This is a genomic window from Pedococcus bigeumensis, assembly GCF_006438965.1.
GTDB lineage: Bacteria > Actinomycetota > Actinomycetes > Actinomycetales > Dermatophilaceae > Pedococcus > Pedococcus bigeumensis_A.
This window is the reverse complement of sequence record NZ_RCZM01000008.1, coordinates 76579-96399: the sequence shown is the minus strand read 5'-3', so window position 1 is coordinate 96399 and position 19821 is coordinate 76579. Positions and strand designations below refer to the sequence as shown.

General features: G+C 70.2%; 19 protein-coding genes and 1 pseudogene. 10 read left to right on the top strand and 10 right to left on the bottom strand.

Features of this window, described 5'->3' with window-relative positions; genetic code table 11:
* The 7 genes and pseudogenes from EAH86_RS19515 to EAH86_RS19485 all read right to left on the bottom strand — a co-directional run.
* Positions 1-611: pseudogene (locus EAH86_RS19515) on the bottom strand (hypothetical protein); the annotation flags it as partial.
* A 102-nt stretch (positions 612-713) separates the two neighbouring features.
* Positions 714-1601 (bottom strand): DUF72 domain-containing protein, encoded by an 888-nt coding sequence (locus tag EAH86_RS19510; RefSeq protein ID WP_140743889.1) that lies wholly within the window; start codon positions 1599-1601, stop codon positions 714-716.
* Between the two features lie 4 nt (positions 1602-1605).
* Positions 1606-1866 (bottom strand): DUF2795 domain-containing protein, encoded by a 261-nt coding sequence (locus EAH86_RS19505; RefSeq protein ID WP_140743887.1) that lies wholly within the window; start codon positions 1864-1866, stop codon positions 1606-1608.
* Between the two features lie 749 nt (positions 1867-2615).
* Positions 2616-3323, bottom strand: coding sequence for a GAF and ANTAR domain-containing protein (locus EAH86_RS19500; protein WP_140743885.1), 708 nt, complete (start codon positions 3321-3323; stop codon positions 2616-2618).
* Positions 3324-3333: 10 nt separating this feature from the next.
* Entirely contained in the window at positions 3334-3984 is a 651-nt protein-coding gene (locus EAH86_RS19495) for a DUF1989 domain-containing protein (protein ID WP_140743883.1), read from the bottom strand.
* Complete coding sequence (gene gntA / locus EAH86_RS19490; protein WP_206665899.1) at positions 3981-4694, bottom strand: guanitoxin biosynthesis heme-dependent pre-guanitoxin N-hydroxylase GntA; 714 nt, start codon at positions 4692-4694, stop codon at positions 3981-3983. Before gntA ends, EAH86_RS19495 begins: the two co-directional genes overlap by 4 nt.
* Positions 4695-4762: 68 nt before the next feature.
* Positions 4763-5260: a hemerythrin domain-containing protein gene (locus tag EAH86_RS19485; protein ID WP_140743881.1), complete on the bottom strand. Its 498-nt coding sequence runs from the start codon at positions 5258-5260 to the stop codon at positions 4763-4765.
* 254 nt (positions 5261-5514) lie between these two features.
* Here EAH86_RS19485 and EAH86_RS19480 point away from each other — a divergent pair, with 254 nt between their 5' ends.
* A complete protein-coding gene (locus tag EAH86_RS19480) occupies positions 5515-6333 on the top strand; it encodes a sigma-70 family RNA polymerase sigma factor (protein WP_140743879.1) in 819 nt (272 codons plus the stop codon).
* On the top strand, positions 6330-6482 hold the full coding sequence (locus EAH86_RS20355; RefSeq protein WP_161988721.1) for a hypothetical protein: 153 nt from the start codon (positions 6330-6332) through the stop codon (positions 6480-6482). The genes EAH86_RS19480 and EAH86_RS20355 overlap by 4 nt, the downstream gene beginning before the upstream one ends.
* A gap of 154 nt (positions 6483-6636) precedes the next feature.
* On the opposite strand, the gene EAH86_RS19475 is transcribed toward EAH86_RS20355, so the two are convergent.
* The gene (locus tag EAH86_RS19475; protein ID WP_140743877.1) at positions 6637-7170 is read right to left on the bottom strand and encodes a hypothetical protein; all 534 of its coding nucleotides are present in this window, start codon (positions 7168-7170) and stop codon (positions 6637-6639) included.
* A gap of 263 nt (positions 7171-7433) precedes the next feature.
* On the opposite strand from EAH86_RS19475, the gene leuS reads away from it, so the two are divergent.
* The 6 genes from leuS to EAH86_RS19445 all read left to right on the top strand — a co-directional run bounded on the left by leuS (position 7434) and on the right by EAH86_RS19445 (position 16059).
* On the top strand, positions 7434-10343 hold the full coding sequence (leuS, locus tag EAH86_RS19470; protein ID WP_140743875.1) for a leucine--tRNA ligase: 2910 nt from the start codon (positions 7434-7436) through the stop codon (positions 10341-10343).
* Between the two features lie 30 nt (positions 10344-10373).
* Positions 10374-10862: an anthrone oxygenase family protein gene (locus tag EAH86_RS19465; RefSeq protein ID WP_140743873.1), complete on the top strand. Its 489-nt coding sequence runs from the start codon at positions 10374-10376 to the stop codon at positions 10860-10862.
* Positions 10863-10871: 9 nt separating this feature from the next.
* Complete coding sequence (locus EAH86_RS19460) at positions 10872-11780, top strand: DegV family protein (RefSeq protein WP_140743871.1); 909 nt, start codon at positions 10872-10874, stop codon at positions 11778-11780.
* On the top strand, positions 11777-12412 hold the full coding sequence (plsY, locus tag EAH86_RS19455) for a glycerol-3-phosphate 1-O-acyltransferase PlsY (protein WP_140743869.1): 636 nt from the start codon (positions 11777-11779) through the stop codon (positions 12410-12412). The genes EAH86_RS19460 and plsY overlap by 4 nt, the downstream gene beginning before the upstream one ends.
* Before the next feature lie 75 nt (positions 12413-12487).
* Positions 12488-13555, top strand: a complete 1068-nt coding sequence (locus EAH86_RS20715; RefSeq protein WP_206665898.1) for a ComEA family DNA-binding protein — start codon at positions 12488-12490, stop codon at positions 13553-13555.
* The gene (locus EAH86_RS19445; protein WP_241668468.1) at positions 13552-16059 is read left to right on the top strand and encodes a ComEC/Rec2 family competence protein; all 2508 of its coding nucleotides are present in this window, start codon (positions 13552-13554) and stop codon (positions 16057-16059) included. The genes EAH86_RS20715 and EAH86_RS19445 overlap by 4 nt, the downstream gene beginning before the upstream one ends.
* Positions 16060-16089: 30 nt before the next feature.
* Here EAH86_RS19445 and EAH86_RS19440 read toward each other — a convergent pair whose 3' ends face one another.
* The gene (locus EAH86_RS19440) at positions 16090-17019 is read right to left on the bottom strand and encodes a LysR family transcriptional regulator (RefSeq protein WP_140743867.1); all 930 of its coding nucleotides are present in this window, start codon (positions 17017-17019) and stop codon (positions 16090-16092) included.
* Positions 17020-17222: 203 nt separating this feature from the next.
* On the opposite strand from EAH86_RS19440, the gene EAH86_RS19435 reads away from it, so the two are divergent.
* Together EAH86_RS19435 and EAH86_RS19430 are read left to right on the top strand one after the other, a co-directional pair.
* On the top strand, positions 17223-18491 hold the full coding sequence (locus tag EAH86_RS19435) for a patatin-like phospholipase family protein (RefSeq protein ID WP_140743865.1): 1269 nt from the start codon (positions 17223-17225) through the stop codon (positions 18489-18491).
* Positions 18492-18522: 31 nt separating this feature from the next.
* The gene (locus EAH86_RS19430) at positions 18523-19365 is read left to right on the top strand and encodes an NAD-dependent protein deacetylase (RefSeq protein ID WP_140743863.1); all 843 of its coding nucleotides are present in this window, start codon (positions 18523-18525) and stop codon (positions 19363-19365) included.
* Positions 19366-19416: 51 nt separating this feature from the next.
* Here the strand turns inward: EAH86_RS19430 and EAH86_RS19425 are convergent, their stop codons facing one another.
* Positions 19417-19812 carry a hypothetical protein gene (locus tag EAH86_RS19425; RefSeq protein ID WP_140743861.1) on the bottom strand — a complete coding sequence of 132 codons (396 nt, stop codon included), beginning with the start codon at positions 19810-19812 and terminating at the stop codon, positions 19417-19419.
* Positions 19813-19821 lie beyond the last annotated feature (9 nt).

Below are 19821 nucleotides of genomic sequence, written 5' to 3'. Positions count from 1 at the left end.
GCGGCGGCGAGGAACGTTCCCGGACGCTGTCGGGCGAACTGCTTCACCTCGGAGACGAGCGATCCGGGGTCGCGCTGGTCGAGCCAGCTCGCGACATCGCCCATCCGCTGCGAGGCCTGGTGGGCCAGGTCGCTGGCAACGCCCTGCTGCTCGGAGCCGCGCGCCATGCCCGACAGCTCCTGGCTGAGTGACCGCAACCCCTCGGCGACCTTCGTCTGCTGCTGGGCGCTCTGGTCCAGCAGCTGGCTGCGCGTCTGCTGCCACAGCTCCTTGGCCTGCTGGCTCGTCTCCTGCGCGACATTTTTCACCTCGTCCTTGCCGACCTCGGCGACGTGGCGAGCGCCGTCCTTGGCCTCCTGGCCGGTAGCGCGAGCCTCCTCCTTGGCCACCTCCTTCGTGTCGCTGGAGTCGGGCGTGCCAGCTACGCCGGTCGAGTACCCGCCGGTGCCGCTGGTGCTTCCCGTGCCGATGCCACTACCGATCGCGCTGTCGGTGCCATGGCTGTCGGTGCCATAGCTGTCGGTGCCGCTCACCGGGGCGGGCTCGACCGTGCCGAGCTCCCTGGTGGTGTCGTCGTTCTGGGTGCCGGTGGTTCCGTATGTCTCGCTCATGTCCATTCCTGTTCTGTCAACGAGTGCTGGACGGGCGGCCGTTTCGGCCGCCGGTAGTAGGGGGTTGCCCAGCCCTGACCTGCGCAAACGTCGCAATCAGTCCTATTTGGGGGAGTCGGCGGATTCAGCTGCGCCGAGCAGGGTGAGCAGCGTGCGGGCGTCGTGCGGCGCATGTCCCAGCGCGTCGTTGTCGAAGTAGACGTGGACGTCCAGGCCCTGCTGTGCCCACCGGGCCACCCGTCCGGCCCATGCCGTCAGGGCGGCATCCGAGTACCCGCTGCGATAGAGCTCGGCGGCTCCGTGCAGACGGACATAGACGAGATCGGAGGTGATGACCTCGAACTGTGGCCAGGTGCCGGCACTGTCGGAGATCACCATGGCGATCCCGTGGCGGCGCATCAGCTCGCGAGCACCGGGCGCGCGGAAGCTCTCGTGTCGAGGTTCAAGGGCATGGCGGATCGGCACGTTGAGGACCGGTGCCGTCAGGGTGCGGTCGTCCGGCAGCTTGTCGTCGTGCTGCTCCGCCAGCGAGCCCGCCTCAGCGGTCGTCCGGGGCAGCAGGTCGAAGAAGGAGGTCAGGAGCTGCTCGTCGAAGGGGAGGCTGGCCGGTAGCTGCCACAGGACGGGGCCGAGCTTGTCGCCGAGCGCCAGCACGCCGGAGGCGAAGAAGTTGGCCAGGGCGGTGTGCACGTCGACGAGCCTGCGCATGTGGGTGATGAAGCGGCCGCCCTTGACGGCGAACACGAAGTCGGCCGGCACCTGCTCGGCCCAGGACGCGTAGCTGCTGGGCCGTTGGAGCGAGTAGAACGACCCGTTGAGCTCGACACCGGTGAGCTGTCGCGACAGGTGCGCGAGCTCCTCGCGCTGGCGCAGTCCCGATGGGTAAAAGTCGCCACGCCACGACGGGTAGCGCCAGCCGGAGGTGCCGACGCGCACCTCGCCCCAACCGGCGAGTTCCCCTGGCTGGGTGGCGCCGAGGCCGCGCACCATCCCGCTAGTGCCACTCGGTCCCGGAACCGTGGGGGGCTGGTGGCGCAGCCCCGCAGAGGTGCTCGATGACCTGGTCCAGCGATGCGAACCGTCGCGAGCGGGGCAGGACGGACAGGTGCCACAGGAGGCGGCTCGGGGCGTGGCGGCGGATCAGCGTGGCGGCGAGATGGTCGTGCGTGGCGGGAAAGCACGCGGGGCTCAGGAAGGCAGCCAGCTCGTCCGACCATTCCTGGTGCTGGCTCCTGGGAGCAGGTGGTGCGGTCATGGGCCTCTCCTCGACTATGCCTCGCGAGCGGCGCGCGATCCGGTGCGGTGTCCCTGCAGCATTCCCCGGCCACGCAGCCGCAAACCTCGGCCACCGGGTGGACACACCGCCCGTCCCGCGCTGTTGGAGACGGACGGCGCGCCCAACTTCTCCCTACCCCCATGCCCAGCAACAGAAACGGACATATCGGACGATCTTGGCTGGGATGGACCAGGGGCTACGGCGCAGTCGCCATCACGTGCCACCGACCCGTCGTCTCGTCGAGCCCGGCCAACCCGCGTGCCCTGAACTCGGCCAGCCAGCCTTCCATGGGGAACCAGCCCCCCGCTCATGGAACACGTTGGCGTTCCGCACGATCGACGAGAGGTGGCTCACCGGCGGTGCGTGGCTGGGGTGGTGCTGGTGGCATGCCCCGTGCTGAGGTGGGCTGCTGCCTCTGTGGCTCCGCCGCCGCTGGACCAGCGGCGCCAGCCCTGCCCGCCCCGCGCGAGGGCGAATCAGAGCAGCTCGGGCCAGCGCTCCGTGTGACGCCTCACGGTGGACGGTTCCGGGATGCAGTCCACGTCGACAAAGACCAGCACTCCAGCGCCGCTTTTGGTGCTCAAGGCTGACCTTCGGGAAGGGACGTCGAGCGCGCCTGCGGCGACCGGGCCAGGGCAGCTGGCGCTTTGCTTGACCGGCTCTGGACTACTTACAGCAAAGCAACGCGTGGCACTGACAACTGCCGACTCCTCGTGGCCCCGTCGCGGTCAGGCCAGATTTTCGCGGTGGCTCTCGTTGATCTTGTCTGCCAACGCGGCGAGCTTGGTATTGGTGCGGCTCGAGGCACTGCGGAGGATCTGGAAGGCCTCTTCGTCGCTCACCTTGTGGGCTGCCATGAGCAGTCCGATCGCTTTGCCGATCTCACGGTTGCTCTCGAGACCGCGTCTGAGGTTCTCCGCGCTGGTCTGACGCTCGGCGGCCGCCAGGGCCACCGAGGTGAAGGCAGCCAGCACGGCACCGACGTCAACGGACTCCGTGGTCAGCGCTCCGGGGGTGTCCGAGAAGACGTTGAAGGCCGCTCGGCTACCGAGCCCGTCCATCAGCTGATAGCCCAGCATCCCGCGCACCGGAGTGCGGCTGACAGTCAGCTCGGCGAGCCGCGGCCACTTCGTGTCGTCAGTGATGTCGGCGTCATGCTGGACGGAGTCCTCGACGATGCTGTCCAGGCACGGGCCCTCGTGGGCCTCGGACTCGAGCCGGTCCATCGTGCTCGCGATGTCGTCGGTGGAAGCTTGTGTGTGAAGTTGCTCGTTGGCGTCGAGCGTGGAGATGCACGCGTGGTGGGCCCCAGGGATGATCTCGATCGCAGTGCGGCAGATCGCGTCGAGGACCTCCTGCGACGCGGACCCGGCGTAGACGAGCTTGGCGAGGGACGCGAAGGCCTCAGTCGCCTCGCGCGGAATGGGTGTCTGCATGGGGTCAGTATCACCCGCGGGGCGGTTCTTCGCTGACGGGCTCGAACTTCAGCCCACCACGGAGGGCGTGCTCTCCTTCGGACACCGCGAACTCGATGGGTTTGCACACCCCGCCGTTCGACTTCTCCGCGGAGCAGGCCGTCAGTCCGACGTGCAGGTCCATCTCGGCCCGGACCGAGAACCGATCGCCTGCCACGGACGTCGGAGGGTCGATGTGCAGCTCCCCGCCTGGCTCGGGCCAGACGTTCATGAAGATGTTGAGCGTCGTGCCGATCTGGTCCGGCTGCACCCCGAACTGGGCCAGGCCGGTGCTGAGGTTCTCCAGGCAGCTGGGGTGGTAGGCGCCTTCGAACTCCGGATAGAGCAGGTCGAAGGTGTCCTGGCTGCACGGGGTGAGCAGGAAGTCGTGACGCCCGCAGGTGTCCTCGACGACCGTCAGCATGGGAGCGCTGCGGTTGCTGTAGAGCACATGACCGGTCGTGAGAAAGATTGTGTTGGCGTAGTCGATCGTGCGACCGCCGGACAGCTTCTCCTCGTGGTCGTCGGCGTTGAAGCAGAACAGGTCGCTGACCTGTCCGCCCTGCAGGTCGGTGACAGTCAGGACCTGGCCGGCCCGGAGCAGGAACCCTGTCCCGGTCTGCGGCGCGAGGGTGGTGCTCACCTGGTCTCCTTGTCGCCGAAACTGGCTGGCGGCTCCCAGGCTGCCGGAACCGCCCGGCCGGAGTACTGCCTGGCCTCGGAGCTGCGCCCGTGGTCGGCGACCATCGGGTTGAGACTTCCCTGCAGCTCGGTGTCACGGCGCCTGATCGTGTCACGCATCCGGTCGAAGCGGTCCGAACCCCGCAGCTCCTCGAACTGCTCGTGCAGGTTGAAGACCAGGGTGGGCAGCGGTGTGCGACGGGCGATCCGGGACGACTGCGGGTGCAGGCCCACGACGAAGAACGCGGTCCCACCGAGGCTGAACGCGAAGTGCGGGTTGCCCGGGTCGTCGGACACCCGCGGGTCCCAGGCTTGGTGGTCGGCCTCGTGCAGCAGCTCGAGCTGCCGCCACAGGAGGGTCTCGAACTCGGTCTCGTCGGCGACGTCCGTCGCGCGGAAGACGGCGACGAGGGAGGCGAAACCTGCCGCCCGGTCAGTGCCCTGACCGAACTCGGTCAGGGCACTGACCAGCGTCGTGGTGGCGGCGTGTGTGGCCAGGCCCTCGAGCACGACGACGGTGGCCCGGTCGCGGTTGAAGACGGACCGCGCGCCGAGGCACGGGTAGTCCGGGTGCAGCACCATCGCCTCGAGTCCGTCCCCGATCTCCTCGGGACGGCTCCCGGCGTCCTGGCTGGCAGCCAGGTCCTCGAGCAGCTCAGGGAGGTCGGGCACGGCGGTGAGAGCAGGACGGTCAGGTGACTCGGAGACCGCTGGGGACTCACCGAGGGACTGCGCCATGCTCAGGCCACGACCGCGTCAACGGCCTTCTTGAGGGCGCTGGGCTGGGCGGGGGACTTGGGCGCCTTCTTCTTCGCGGCCAGCAGCTGCTCCCCGAGGTCGCGGAGCTGCGTTCGGCTCAGCCCGTCGCGCACCTTGGGGAACCAGTCCTGCTCCTCCTCGTCCATGTGGTGCCGGACGTTCTCGATGAGCACGGTCGTCTTGGCCTCGAACCGCTCGTCCCCGGGCTTCAATGCAGCGAGCTCCATCACGAGGACGTCGGCGACGTGGTGCTCCTCGTAGGACTCGAGGATGTCGTCCTCCAGGTTGGGCAGCAGCCGCCGCACCTCGGGGTACATGACCTCGTTCTCGATGTAGGTGTGGACCGTGAGCAGCTCGATGACCTTCTTGACGATGGCGCCCTTGCGGGGCTTCGTGGTGCTCGGCTTCTCGAACTCGCGGAACAGGGCACGGACCTGCTTGTGGTCGTCGCGAAGGATGACGATGGCGTCGTTGGACACGGGTACTCCTGAAAGGTCGAAGCCCGGCGCAGGATCGTTCGCGTCCCGGGTAACGGGTGTCTACCCTTTGTCGCGCCTTCGGAAACCCTCCGAGCGCAAACCTCTCCGGGACCAGCCGACGGCTGCTTCGCACCGCCTGACCTGCAGCTTTGCCTCGTCCCGCTGTTGCACGCGGCCGTCGCGCGTGGTTGTCTGGAGGTACTACACGTGGTCCAGCAGAGGTGCCACCGTTCTCCACCAGAGACGGGACCACCATGCGCGCGACACCATCCTCGACCCCTGTTCAGGCGCCCTCCGGCAGGTCAGGCGACATCACACCAGGTCCGCACGAGCGCGCGGATGCGTTGCTGCAGCTGGCCCTGGCGTCCAACGACCGCCGCGAGGTCGAGGCCCTGCGGGACGAGGCGGTGCTGCTCACCCTCGACCTCCCTGAGCAGGTGGCGAGGCGCTACCGCGGACGGGGGATCGACCACGACGACCTCGTCCAGGTCGGCCGGCTGGGCCTGGTCAAGGCAGCCCGCGGCTACCGGGCCGGGATGGGCAGCAGCTTCGTCTCCTACGCCATGCCGACGATCTCCGGAGAGGTCAAGCGCCACTTCCGGGACTGCGGCTGGGCGGTCCGTCCGCCGCGACGGCTGCAGGAGGTCCGAGCGCTCCTCGGGGCGGACGAGGAGCAGCTCACCCAGAGCCTGCGCCGGGCACCCACGAGCGAGGAGATGGCCGACGCGTTGGGGCTCGATGCGCGCGAGGTGGTTCTCGCGAAGCTCTGCGGCTCTGCCTACTCGACCTTGTCCCTCGACCTGCCCGACGAGCGCGGCGGGTCGAGGGCTGACTCCGTTGCCGACGAGAGCTCCGCGATCGAGCAGATGCTACGAGTGGCGTCGCTGCGTTCGGTCCTCTCGCTGCTCTCGGACCGCGAGCAGCTGATCGTCCGTCTGCGTTTCGTCGAGGACCAGACGCAGGCACAGATCGGGACCGTGCTGGGGGTGAGCCAGATGCAGGTGTCGAGACTGCTGACCTCGATCCTGGCTCGGCTCCGGCAGGGCCTCGGGGACGAGGCGGTGGCGGCATGACCTCGCACCTTCGCCCGGACGGGACGACGTTCCCGCCCGTGACCCCGGACCCGCCCGTTCCGCCCGGCTACGAAGAGCCCGTGCTCCTCGACTGTGGCGCCGTCCAGCAGCCCGAACCGGAAGCCGACCCGACTGACCCGCCGGACTGACCCGCCGGACTGACCCGCCGGACTGACCCGGACTGACCCGGACTGACCCGGACTGACCCGGACTGACCCGGACTGACCCGGACTGACCCGGACTGACCCGGACTGACCCGGACTGACCCGGACTGACCCGGACTGACAACCCCCTAGTGGGTTGTCAGGCCTTGGCGTGCTGCGCGGCGCCGCGCTCGATCACGAGCAGGTCCGCCAGGGACGCCACCACACCGATGAGGGCCAGACCCATCACGCCCTTGGCTAGCAGTCCTACCTCGGCGTAGCCGCGGCCGAACCCGGCCGACATGAAGTAGGACAGGAACAGGGCCAAGGCGCTGACGGACATGATGATCCCGGGGACTCGCGGGTGGACTCCGCACCGGGCGATCGAGACACCCAGCAGGACCAGTCCCAGGCACACGGTCGGCGGCGAGGAGACGAGTCCCTCGAGGACGGCGGCCACGCCGGCCCACCCGACCCACGCCCCGGGCTCGAGGCCCTGGGCGAGCTGGTAGCCGAGTACGGCGGTGCCGAGCAGGACGACAGTGCCGACATCCAGGAGCGCTCCGACCCCCGTGGGCAGCGCGACCTCACGAGCGCGGACGAACCAGTAGGCGAAGAAGAGCAGCCCGCCGACCAGACCCAGGTACGGGGTGGTCCGGCGCACGAAGCCGACCACGCGGTCTGTCATCCCCATGGCCCGAACGTACGACCCCCTTCTCGTCCTGTCATCGTCCGATCTGCGTAGGAGAGGGTGACATGGCCGGTCGCGAGGCCGCTGCGGTAACCTTTTGCCATGGCACGGTCCCTGCTTCTTCCCTAGCCGCGTTGACGATCCGGACCACCCGGTCCACGTCACCGCGGCGAACCCCTCCTGCGTGAGGGGTTCTTCTGTGTCACGACCCAGTTGTGTGACGACTCAGTTGCGGGATTGCACCGACGAGCAGACGTGAGGATGAGATGAGCGAGACGCCCTACCGCTACACCGCCGACCTGGCCGAGACGATCGAGCTGGCCTGGCAGGACCGCTGGGAGGAGGAGGGCACCTTCCACGCGCCCAATCCCGCCGGTCCGTGGGCCGAGCCGGACAAGGTCGCCGGTCGCGAGAAGCTGCTCGTCCTCGACATGTTCCCCTACCCCAGTGGAGCTGGCCTGCACGTCGGGCACCCGCTGGGCTACATCGCCACGGACGTGTTCGCGCGCTACCACCGGATGACCGGCAAAAACGTTCTGCACTGCCTGGGCTACGACGCGTTCGGCCTGCCGGCGGAGCAGTATGCCGTGCAGACCGGCGAGCACCCGCGCAAGACGACCGAGGAGAACATGGTCGTCATGAAGCGCCAGCTGCGCAGGCTGGGGCTGGGGCACGACGACCGGCGCACCATCGCGACGATCGACCCGGGCTACTACAAGTGGACGCAGTGGATCTTCACCCAGATCTACAACTCCTGGTACGACCCGGAGGCGGTGCGCCCCGACGGTGGGAAGGGCCGCGCCCGGCCGATCTCCGAGCTGGTCGCGGAGTTCGAGAAGGAGGGTGGCAGCCGCTGGGCCGTGAACTCCGAGGGCCGTCCCTGGGCCGAGATGAACGATGTCGAGCGCGCCGAGATCCTCGACATGTTCCGGCTGGCCTACACCTCGGAGGCGCCCGTCAACTGGGCGCCCGGCCTGGGCACGGTGCTGTCCAACGAGGAGGTCACGAACGACGGCCGCTCCGAGCGGGGCAACTACCCCGTCTTCAAGACCAACCTGCGCCAGTGGATGATGCGGATCACCGCGTATGCCGACCGGCTGGCTGACGACCTCGACCGCGTCGACTGGCCGGACAAGGTCAAAGCCATGCAGCGCAACTGGATCGGGCGCAGCCAGGGAGCGCGTGTCGCCTTCGCCGTGGACGGGACCGACATCCCGATCGAGGTGTTCACCACCCGCCCCGACACGTTGTTCGGCGCCACCTTCATGGTGCTGGCACCTGAGCACCCCTTGGTGGACTCGCTGGTCCCGCAGGGTGACTGGGCATCCGACACCAACCCGACGTGGACCTCGGGTCAGGCGTCCCCGGCAGCTGCCGTCGCGGCATACCGGCTGGCGGCGTCGCGCAAGAGCGACGTGGAACGGCAGACGGAAGGCAAGGACAAGACCGGTGTCTTCACCGGTGCCTTCGCGACGAATCCCGTCAACGGGCAACGGATCCCGGTGTTCATCGCGGACTACGTCCTGATGGGCTACGGCACCGGCGCGATCATGGCGGTGCCGGGGCAGGACCAGCGCGACTGGGACTTCGCCACGCAGTTCGAGCTGCCGATCATCCGGACCGTGCAGCCCTCCGAGGGCCACCCGGAGGACGAGCCGTTCACCGGTGAGGGACCGGCGGTCAACTCGGCCAACGCCGAGGTATCGCTGGATGGCCTGGGTGTCTCCGAGGCCAAGGCGACCATCATCGAGTGGTTGGCAGGCAAGGGATTCGGCCAGCCCACGGTGAACTACAAGCTGCGTGACTGGCTGTTCAGCCGTCAGCGCTACTGGGGCGAGCCGTTCCCGATCGTCTTCGACGAGGACGGGGTCAGCCACGCGGTGCCGGACTCGATGCTGCCGGTCGAGCTGCCGGACGTCCCCGACTACTCGCCCAAGACGTTCGAGCCCGAGGACGCGAGCAGCCAGCCCGAGCCGCCGCTGGGCCGGGTCGAGGAGTGGGTCAACGTCGAGCTGGACCTGGGCGACGGGCGCGGGCTGCGCAAGTTCCGCCGCGAGACCAACACGATGCCCAACTGGGCCGGATCCTGTTGGTACTACCTGCGATACCTCGACCCGGCCAACGACGCGGCCTTCGTCGACCCCGAGAACGAGGCCTACTGGATGGGCCCGCATGCGACTCCCGTGATCGGCGCGGCCGAGGGCGTCGTCGACCCGGGTGGGGTGGACCTCTACATCGGCGGCGTCGAACATGCAGTGCTGCACCTGCTGTACGCACGCTTCTGGCACAAGGTGCTGCACGACCTGGGACATGTCACGAGCGACGAGCCGTTCCGGAAGTACTTCTCGCAGGGCTACATCCAGGCGCCGGCCTACCGGGACGACCGTGGCCAGCCCGTCGAGGCGTCCGAGGTCGTCGAGGTGGCCGATCCCGCCACCGGCGAGACGTCCTACGCCTGGCAGGGCCAACCGGTCACCCGTGAGTTCGGCAAGATCGGCAAGTCGCTCAAGAACGTTGTCAGCCCGGACGAGATGTTCGAGCAGTACGGCGCCGACACCCTGCGCGTCTATGAGATGTCGATGGGCCCGCTTGAGCTGAGCAAGCCGTGGGAGACGCGGGCCGTCGTCGGGGCGCAGCGGTTCCTGCAACGCCTGTGGCGCAACGTGATCGACGAGGAGACCGGTGCCGTGCGGGTGGTCGACGTGCCGCTGGACGACGCGACGGCCCGGGCCCTGCACAAGACGATCGACGCGGTGTCCAAGGACTTCCCGACGCTGGGCTTCAACACCGCCATTGCTCGTCTGATCGAGCTGAACAACGCGCTGACCAAGCTCGACGCAGTGCCTCGCGAAGCCGCCGAGAAGCTCGTCGTCATGGTGGCGCCGCTCGCTCCGCACATCGCCGAGGAGCTGTGGCAGCGGCTGGGTCACTCCGAGTCGATCACCTTCGAGACGTTCCCGGTGGCCGACCCGGCCATGCTCGTCGAGGACACCGTCACCTGCGTAGTCCAGATCAAGGGCAAGGTGCGCGACCGCCTCGAGGTGCCGTCAGACATCAGCGAGGACGCCCTGCGCGAACAGGTGCTAGGGCTGCCCAAGGTCGTCGCGGCGACGGAGGCGGGCATCAGGACCGTGATCGTGCGGGCACCCAGGCTGGTCAACGTGGTGCCGCTGTGAGCCGGGCTTCGCGGTGAGCTGGGCGCTGCTGTGAGCTGGGCCGAGGTCGTGGTGGCCGTGACCGCGTTGGCCTCGGCCGTGATCGGTGGCGCGCTGTTCGCGTTCTCGACGTTCGTGATGAAGTCCTTGGGGCGGCTCGCACCGCCCGAGGGCATTCGCGCGATGCAGCGCCTCAACGAGGACGCGCCGCAGGGGTTGCTGCTGCCCCTGCTGCTGTCACCGCTCGGGTCCCTCGTCGCCGCAGTCCTTGCCGTCACGGGCAAGGGACTGGGTGACACCGTCCTGGTCGACCACCGAACGCAGCTGGCGGTCGGCGCCCTCCTGGGCGTCGCGGCCTTCCTCGTCACGGCGGTCGCGAACATCCCGCGCAACAACGCCCTGGCCGCCCTCGACGCGGATGCGGCGTCTGCGGCAGGTGAGTGGGCGGCATACCGACGGTCGTGGACGGCGTGGAACCACGTCAGGGTCGTCGCGGCGCTGGCCGCGGCGGTGCTCCTTGCGTTGGCGCTGCACCGATAGCCTGCGCAGGTGAGCGTCGCGATCGTCACTGACTCCACGGCATACCTGCCGGGCTCGGTGCTCGACGCCCACTCGATCCAGGTGGTGCCGCTGCACGTGATCGTGGGCGGCACGGAGTTCAGTGAAGGCGTGGACATCACGACCGCGGAGGTCGCGGCGGCGCTGCGCGCGTTCAAGCCGGTGTCGACGTCGCGACCGTCTCCGCAGTCTTTCCTCGACGCCTACGAGAAGGCTGCTGCCGGTGGCGCGGACGGGATCGTCTCGGTGCACATCTCGGCGGACATGTCCTCGACGATCGAGTCGGCGCACCTTGCGGCGCAGCAGTCCCCGGTGCCGGTGACCGTGGTCGACTCGCGGTCGCTCGGCATGGCCATGGGGTATGCCGTGCTGTCCGCGGCCGAGCTCGCCGAGCACGGGGCATCGTTGGAAGACGTTGCAGCACAAGCACGTTCGCGGGCCGAGGCATCGACGGTCGTGTTCTACGTCGACACGTTGGAACACCTGCGGCGTGGTGGGCGGATCGGTTCGGCGTCGGCGTTCCTGGGTTCGGCCCTCGCGATCAAGCCGATCCTCGGGCTCGTCGACGGTCACATCCGCCCCCTCGAGAAGGTGCGGACCTCGTCGCGCGCGCTGGCCCGCCTCGAGGAGCTGGCGGTGTCGGCCGCCTCGGACGCCGAGAAGGCGGGATCGCTGGTCGACATCGCGGTGCACCACCTCGACTCGCAGAGCCGCGCCGAGGACCTCGCTGGGCGCTTGCGCGAGCGGGTCGACCGGGTCGGGACTGCCGGCGAGGCAGGTGCTGATCAGGGCGAGGTGCAGGTCGTGGAGCTGGGTGCCGTCGTCGGGGCCCACGTCGGGCCCGGGACGATCGCCGTCGCCGTGTCACCCAGGCCGGCCTCATCCCGGCCGGGCACATGACCGCTCTCGGTGGCGTGTCCGTGGGGGAGGGTTTCGAGGTCGTGGCGGCTTCGGTGGCTGCCTTCCTCATCGGGGCGGTCAACCCGGCGACGATCCTGGCGAAGATCCTCGGCAAGGACCTGCGGCACGCGGGCTCGGGCAACCCCGGCGCGACCAACGCCGGACGCGTCCTGGGGGCTCGATGGGGCGTCGTCGTCGGCGTGCTCGACGTGCTGAAGGGACTGCTCCCCGTGCTGCTCGCCCAGCACTTCCTCGGCAGCATCACGGCGCTGTGGGTCGGCCTGGCTGTCGTGCTCGGCCACATCTGGTCGCCGTTCCTCAAGGGGCAGGGCGGCAAGGGCGTGGCCACGTCGCTGGGCGCGATCCTCGCAGTGCAGCCGTGGTTCGGGCTGGGCATGCTCGTGGTGTTCGGCCTACTCGTGTGGCGGATGCGCTGGGTGGCGGGGGCGTCGGTGTCCGCGTGCCTGCTGCTGCTCGTGCTGGGCGTGCTCACGTGGGTGCGCTGGGTGCCGGTGGGGACGTGGGAGACCGGGGTCTGGTGCGTCCTGCTCGCGCTGTTGGTCATCTACCGGCACCGGCGCAACATCGAGCTGTGGATCTCGGCGCGCAGGGACGCGTCTTCCACAGGCTGAGCCGGTTCGCGGCGTTGTCCACAGGGACGCGTCGGCGACCTGTCGTGTGCGTGGCGGGCTTCCTAGCGTGCCGGTATGCCGTCTCGTCGCCGACCGTCCGAAACCTCAGCCCGCGCCCGGGCGCTGCTCGAGGCCGCCGATCGCACGCGTGACAGCACGTCCGAGCCTGCCCCGTCCGTCGCGTCGCCCCAGTCCGAGGTGGTCCCGTGGCTCCCCGATCGCGGCTGGATCGAGACCGCGTCGGCAGCCCCGCCCGCCTCAAGAGTGCCCGCGGTCCGGGAGGCGGCGCCATCGCGTGGGGCGGGGCCGTCGGCGCGTGAGGTGACGCCGTCAACGGGTGAGGTGGTGTCGTCGCCGCGTGAGCGGGCGCGACCGGCGAACGGCATCCGTGGTGGTCGGCACCGGCGTCCGGTCCCACCCGGACCGCGGTTCCTGACCATCCCCGCGTCGCTACGGGGTGCCCGGCTGAGCGGTCCCCGTGCCGCCGCGGCCGGACTGCTCTTCGTGGTGCTGGTGGCGGCAGTGGGCTTCGGGGTCCGGGTGGCGTGGGCCAAGGCGGCCAGCACCCCGCACGTGGTGGCGCCGTCACAGCCGGGATCGGCGCTCGGCAGCCGTGGCTCGACGGCCAGCGGCTTCGCATCGTCGAGCACGGCTTCCGGCGGCGGTGGACCGCCCGCCGGGACCGTGACCGTCCACGTGGTCGGCCAGGTCGTGCGACCCGGCGTTCTCACCATGCCCGCCGGCTCGCGGGTCAGCGACGCGGTGGCCAAGGCAGGTGCCCGCAAGGGCGCGGACCTGGCCGCGATCAACCTCGCCCGCCCGCTCGTGGACGGAGAGCAGATCCACGTCCCCAAGCCCGGTGAAGTGGTTCCTGGAGGTGCTTCCGGCGCCGGGTCGGGATCGGGTGCGGCCGGTGGGGGGACAGGCGCTGCGGGGACGCCTGGCGCTGGCGGGCCGGTCAACCTCAACTCCGCGACCGCTGCCCAGCTCGAGGAGCTGCCGGGTGTCGGCCCGGTTCTGGCCCAGCGGATCATCGACTGGCGCACCGAACACGGCCGCTTCGCCTCGGTTGACGAGCTCGGTGAGGTCAGCGGGATCGGCGAGAAGATCTTCGCCGCACTGCAGCCCAAGGTGACGGTGTGAGCGGGAAGTCGAGGCAGTCGCGGCAGTCGGGGAAGGGAGGTCCGGGGCCGTCGGCTGGCCCGGGGCGGCTGCGGCAGCCCGGAACGGTTCGCACGGGCGATGTCCAGCGACGGTTGCTCGACCTGCGGATGCTGGTGCCGGCCCTCACGGCATGGGCGGTCAGCGCTGGCACGCTCGGTGTGCGGCCCTTGGTGCTGGTGGTCGCGGCAACCTGCTGCGCGAGCGTCGCCGCGGGTCTGCTCTGGGGACCTCCGCTGCTACGCGTCCTCCGGCATCGATCGCGCTCCTGGACGACGCCGGGGTCGGCGCCGGGGAGCCAAGGCGCGGTCGCGGTCGCTGCGCTGGCCCTGGGTGCGGTCGCCCTGGTGCTGGCGTCGACGGCCGGGTACACGGCCGCGCGTGAGGCTGGCCCGGTCCGCGCCCTTGCCGAGGAACGCGCCATGGTCACCGTGACCGGCGTCGTGACCAAGGACCCCGTAGTCGTGGGTGGCAGCCGGCTCGACGGCTCGACCGTGCGCTTCACCCTGCGCGTCAGCGAGGTGACCGGGCGCGGGCGGGTGGCGCGCGTGTCGACCCCGGTGCTGGTCATCGCCACGGAGGCCTGGGAGTCCGTGCGCTGGCACGAGCGGGTTCGCGTGCAGGGGACCATGGTCGCGTCCGAGCCGGGTGACGACGTCGTGGCGATCCTGCGACCTCGCGGCGCACCACGCTCACTGGGCGCCCCCGGGCTGGTTGCCAGGGCGGCCGAACACCTCCGCACCGGGCTCCGCCAGGCTGCGGCCCCGCTGCCGTCCGATGCGCGCGGGCTGCTCCCCGCCCTGGTCATCGGCGACACCAGCCGCACACCCCAGGACCTCACCGACGCGATGCTCGCGACCGGCATGACCCACCTGTCGGCCGTCTCAGGGAGCAATGTCGCCATCGTCCTGGCGTTCGCCCTGGGAGGCGCGTCACTGGCCGGCGTGCGACGTCGCTGGCGGCCGCTGGTGGCGGTCCTCGTGCTGGCCGGCTTTGTCGTGCTCGCCCGTCCCGAGCCCAGCGTCATCCGCGCCGCGACGATGGGGACCATCGGGCTGATCGGGTTGAGCCGGTCGAGGCGGGCTGCCGGCATACCCGTCCTGTCCGCGGCAGTGGTCGTCCTGCTCGTCGTCGACCCGTGGCTCAGCCGGTCCTACGGCTTCGCCCTCTCGACGCTCGCGACCCTCGGCCTGTTGCTGTTTACCCGCCCCTGGGGCGACGCGATCGGGCGCCGGCTCCCCGGGCGGGTCCGCTCATGGGGACCGGCCTTCGCCATCCCCGTGGCGGCACAGGCGATGTGTGCGCCGGTGGTCGTGCTGCTCCAGGGCTCGGTGTCGGTCGTGGGCGTGCTAGCGAACCTCCTCGCAGCCCCGCTGGTCGCGCCTGCCACCGTCGCCGGCGTCGCGGCGGCCAGTGTGGCTCCGATCTGGCCGTTCGGGGCCAGGCTCCTGTGCTGGGTTGGCGCCCTGCCTGCCTTGGGGATCGCCTGGGTCGCCCGGACCTGCGCCACGATCCCGGGCGGCACCCTGCCCTGGCCGGACGGCGCGCCGGGAGCGATCCTGCTCACGGCCCTGACCGTCTTCGTGCTGGTCAGCGGCAGGTGGTGGACCCACCGCGCTCGGCTGCACCCGGTCGTCGCCACGAGCGTGTGCCTGCTCGTCGTGGCGGCAGCGGCCCCGACCTCCGCCGCCACCTGGCCGCCGCCCGGCTGGCGGTTCGTGGCCTGCGACGTCGGGCAGGGCGACGGCCTGGTGCTGGCCACCACACCAGGTCATGCCGTGCTGGTGGACGCCGGGCCCGACCCCGCCGCCATCAACGCCTGCCTGCGTCGGCTGCGGGTGTCGGTGCTGGATTCCGTTGTCCTGAGCCATTTCCACGCCGACCATGTGGACGGGCTGCCCGGCGCACTGGCGGGCCGGGAGGTTCGCGAGATCCTCGCCAGCCCGGTCCGCGAACCTCCCTACCAGTGGACGGAGGTGGAGACGTGGGCGCGGGCCCGCGGCATACCCATCCGTGACCTGGCGGCCGGCGACCACCTGGCCTGGCCCGGCGTCACCGCAGACGTCTGGTGGCCGGCGCGACGGATCGCGTCGGGATCGGTGCCCAACAACGCCAGTGTCGTGCTGGCTGTGCGGTCGGGGCCGGTCGACCTGTTGCTGCTCGGGGACGTCGAGCGCGAGGCCGCACACGCCCTGCTGCTCGAGACGAGGCGCAGCTCGCCGATGTCGGCGCAGGCGGCCGGCTTCGACGTGGTCAAGGTGGCCCACCACGGGTCGAGCAACCTCGACGAGGACCTGATGGAGCTGGTTCGCGCGCCGGTGGCGGTGATCAGCGTGGGCAAGGACAACGACTACGGTCACCCGTCACCCAAGGCGCTGGAGGTGTTGCGCCGCAACGGGTATGCCGTCTACCGCACCGACCAGCGCGGGGACGTCGCCATCGTCGCGAACGGCGACACCGTGGGTGTGACCTGGCGGCGCCGATGAGCCGTCAGGGAGAGTGAGGGGGCCGGCCTGTCAGGTGCTGGCGAGGACCCGCGGCTTGGCCTTGGCGGCTTCCACGAGGGCCTCGATCGTGGCCTGGACGGCCGGAACCCGTTGCAGGTCCGCTGTGGTGACCACGCTGATCGACCGCCGCGACGCCGGGTTGATCGGCGACGTGACGACGTCGTGGTGGTGGGCGGTGCGCAGGATCAGGTCGGGGATGAGTGCCACGCCGAGGCCCTCGGCGACGAGGCCGAGCACGGCGACGTAGTCCTCGGTCTCGAAGCCGACGTTCGGGGAGAAACCGGCGTTGGCACACATCTGCAGGAGGTGACCACGGCAGCGCGGGCACCCGGCGATCCAGTTCTCCTGCGCCAGGGCGGACAGGTCGACCATGTCCTGGGTGGCGAGGGGATGGTCGCGGGGGAGGGCGAGGCGGACCTCGTCGTCGAGCAGCTTGTGGGTGACGAACAGGTCCATGTCCTCCTCGCCACGGCCGAGGTCGGTGCCCTCGTAGGCGAAGGCGACGGCGAGGTCGCACTCACCGGCCTTGAGCGCGGCGAGCGACTCGGGCGGTTCGGCCTCGGTGAAGGTGACCTGGACGTCGGGGAACCGCTTCTTCACGAGGGCAAGGGCACGAGGCACCAGGGTGGCCGAGCTCGACGGGAAGGCCATCAGCCGGACCCGTCCGGCGCGCAGACCCGCGATCGCGGCGACCTCCTCCTCGGCGGCGTCGAGAGCCGCCAGGACGGCGACGGCGTGGCGCGCGAGCACCTGGCCGGCCTCGGTCAGGCGCACGTTGCGGCCGACCCGCTCGACCAGCACGGTGCCCGTGCGCTGCTCGAGGCGCCGGACCATCTGCGAGATCGCGGGCTGGGAGTAGCCCAGCGAGAGGGCGGCTCCGGTGAAGCTGCCCTCGTCGGCAATGGCCTTCATGACACGGAGACCTGCGGCGTCGATCATGCACGAAGCATAACGGCTCGTTATCCAGATGGTTACTTCTCGACGCATATGTGATGCATCGCCGCTCGCCGTTACCCCGACTTGGTGCCGCCTCGTGGTCATAGGAGCCCGGATTCGCGGTCTGGTGACGATCTGGCGGCAACAAGTGCCGGAGGATCGGCCGAGGGGCGGGTGTCGCCGGGCTCTGCTTTCATCGAGTCCACATGAAGCCCGAACAGACCTCCACCACCCACGCCGCCGAGAGCGACGCGCTCGACGCCAGCGACGCGGCATACCCGGACGAGGCCAGGGCGACGCACCGGACCGGCGCGGCCCTGTGCCTGTCCGGTGGCGGCTACCGCGCGGCCCTGTTCCACCTCGGGGCCGTGCGCCGCATCAACGAGCTGGGAATCCTGTCGCAGCTGGCCACCGTGAGCGGAGTCTCCGGTGGCTCGATCGTGGCCAACCTGCTTGCAGACCCCGAGCTGAAGTTTCCCGCGGCGGGCGGTGTCGTGGGCGGCTTCGAGGAGTGCGTCGTCGAACCGCTCGCGCGGCTCACGTCCCGCAACATCCGCACCCCCGCGCTGCTGTCGAAGGCCAAGCCGTGGAAGTGGTTCGCTGCCGACGCCGCCATCCGCGCGCTGGCGGACGAGCTCGCCCAAACCGTGCCATGGTGGTCGAAACCGTTGCGGGACAACGATGTTGCCGGCCCAGCGGTCATCACGGGCGCGACCGAGATCGGCTACGGCGTCGACTGGGTGTTCGAGGACCCGACCGCGCACCGTCCGCATGGGCGCGTGGGGGACTACCGACTGGGGTATGCCGCGCCGCCGGCTGGGCTGCGCATGGCAGACATCGTGGCCGCCTCCTGCGCGTTTCCGCCGTTCTTCGCGCCGATGGTGTTCGACGGGGTGGCGATGCACCTCACGGGCGGCCACAAGGGGGTTGAGTCCGACGAGGAACGCGCCGCGATCATGCGGCACATCCGGCTGACCGACGGCGGGGTCTACGACAACCTCGGGCTCGAGCCGGTCTGGAAGCGGCACAGCACGGTCCTGGTCAGTGACGGCGGTGGAGTCTTCCGCGCCCGGACCGAGCGCACCGTCGTCGGCCGGACGCTGCGCATCCTGGGGATCGCCACGAACGGCGGCCAGTCGGTCCGTAGCCGGTGGCTGCACGCCGGCTACGCGCGGGGCGTCTTCACCGGCACCTCCTGGGCGCTCGACACCGTCGTCGACGGTTGTTACCCGCGGGGGACCACCGAGCTGATCAACGCCATCCGTACCGACCTGGACGCCTTCAGCCAGGCCGAGCAGCACATCCTCGAGCGGCACGGCTACCTCGTCGCCGACGCCCAGGTGCGGGCGCACTGCCCTGAGCTGGTCACCCAGGACTCCCCGGCGAAGCCACCGCACGACGAGGTCGCCGACCCCGCGGTCGCGAGTGCTGCCCTCGTGGACTCCGCCAAGCGCCGACTGCTCGGCAGGTCCTGACCGCGCCGGGCTGCCGACGTACCCTTGCCTCGTGACCACGACCGCCGCCGCGAGCACCCAGCTGGATGCCGTCGCAGCCCTGCTCGGGGGAGGCAACGTGCTGGTCCTCACCGGAGCCGGCATCTCCACCGACTCGGGCATCCCGGACTATCGCGGCCCGGACGGCACCCGTCGCGTCACGCCGATGCAGTACGCCGAGTTCCTGGGTTCCTCCGAGGCTCGGCAGCGCTACTGGGCGCGCAGCTACGTCGGGTGGCAGCGGTTCAACCGGGCCCAGCCCAACTCCGGTCACGCCGCTGTGGCAGCGCTCCAGGGCCACGGGCTGGTCGGCCCGGTCATCACCCAGAACGTCGACGGCCTCCACCAGCGCGCTGGAGCCACTGACGTCGAGGAGCTGCACGGATCGCTGGCCCGGGTCGTCTGCCTGACCTGCGGCGACCGCACCTCGCGCTGGGACCTCGACGACCGGATGCGCGAGAGCAACCCCAGCTACACGGTGACCAGCGACGAGATCCGGCCCGACGGCGACATCGTGCTGAACGACCTCGATGTCGCTGCCTTCCGTACGCCGCTCTGCCTCGTCTGCGGCCACGACACCCTCAAGCCCGATGTCGTCTTCTTCGGAGAGTCCGTGCCGAAACCGTTGGTGGAGAAGTGCTTTCGGCTCACCGAGGAGGCCAGCGCGCTCGTCGTCCTCGGCTCGAGCCTCAAGGTCATGAGCGGCTACCGCTTCGTGCGCCGCGCCGCCGCACTCGACATCCCGGTGGCGATCATCACCCGCGGACCCACCCGCGGCGACGCCGAGGCAACCGTTCAGGTCGACGCGCCGCTGGCCCCCACCCTGACTGCCCTGGTGGAGCGCCTCACCGCCTAGCTGCCCGCGAGCGGCAGCCCGTGGTGCCGGCACGCCGCAGCCCGGCTCAGGTCAGCCCAGCCCCATGGCCTCGGCCACCGCGGGCCAGATCGCCGCCGCCCACTGTTGGTGTCCACGGATGGAGGGGTGGCCGAGGTCCACGCCGTACTCCTCCAGCCGGTCACCAGGATGGCGGGCCAGTGCGCCACCGTCGGTGTGGCACTGCGGAATCCCCTCGCAGGCCCGAGCGAGCTCCGCCTCGTACGACTCGAGCAGCGACGTCAGCCGTTTCACCTCAGTGCTGTTGATCTTCTGGTTCGCCGAGAACATCGCGCACGGCTCGTGCCCCACGAGGTCCACCGGCGTGGTGGGAAGCGTCGCGATCGCCCTCGCATAGTCGGCGGGGCGACCGGGTCCGCTTGCCAGCATGACCGTCACCTTGGGAGAGGCCTTGACGATGGACTTCACGGCGGCCCT

Bases quoted from the DNA above. Each gene is read 5' to 3' on its own strand.
- EAH86_RS19510 (WP_140743889.1), bottom strand. From the start codon at position 1,601: ATGGTGCGCGGCCTCGGCGCCACCCAGCCAGGGGAACTCGCCGGTTGG.
- EAH86_RS19505 (WP_140743887.1), bottom strand. From the start codon at position 1,866: ATGACCGCACCACCTGCTCCCAGGAGCCAGCACCAGGAATGGTCGGAC.
- EAH86_RS19500 (WP_140743885.1), bottom strand. From the start codon at position 3,323: ATGCAGACACCCATTCCGCGCGAGGCGACTGAGGCCTTCGCGTCCCTC.
- EAH86_RS19480 (WP_140743879.1), top strand. From the start codon at position 5,515: ATGCGCGCGACACCATCCTCGACCCCTGTTCAGGCGCCCTCCGGCAGG.
- EAH86_RS20355 (WP_161988721.1), top strand. From the start codon at position 6,330: ATGACCTCGCACCTTCGCCCGGACGGGACGACGTTCCCGCCCGTGACC.
- EAH86_RS19475 (WP_140743877.1), bottom strand. From the start codon at position 7,170: ATGGGGATGACAGACCGCGTGGTCGGCTTCGTGCGCCGGACCACCCCG.
- leuS (WP_140743875.1), top strand. From the start codon at position 7,434: ATGAGCGAGACGCCCTACCGCTACACCGCCGACCTGGCCGAGACGATC.
- plsY (WP_140743869.1), top strand. From the start codon at position 11,777: ATGACCGCTCTCGGTGGCGTGTCCGTGGGGGAGGGTTTCGAGGTCGTG.
- EAH86_RS20715 (WP_206665898.1), top strand. From the start codon at position 12,488: ATGCCGTCTCGTCGCCGACCGTCCGAAACCTCAGCCCGCGCCCGGGCG.
- EAH86_RS19440 (WP_140743867.1), bottom strand. From the start codon at position 17,019: ATGATCGACGCCGCAGGTCTCCGTGTCATGAAGGCCATTGCCGACGAG.
- EAH86_RS19435 (WP_140743865.1), top strand. From the start codon at position 17,223: ATGAAGCCCGAACAGACCTCCACCACCCACGCCGCCGAGAGCGACGCG.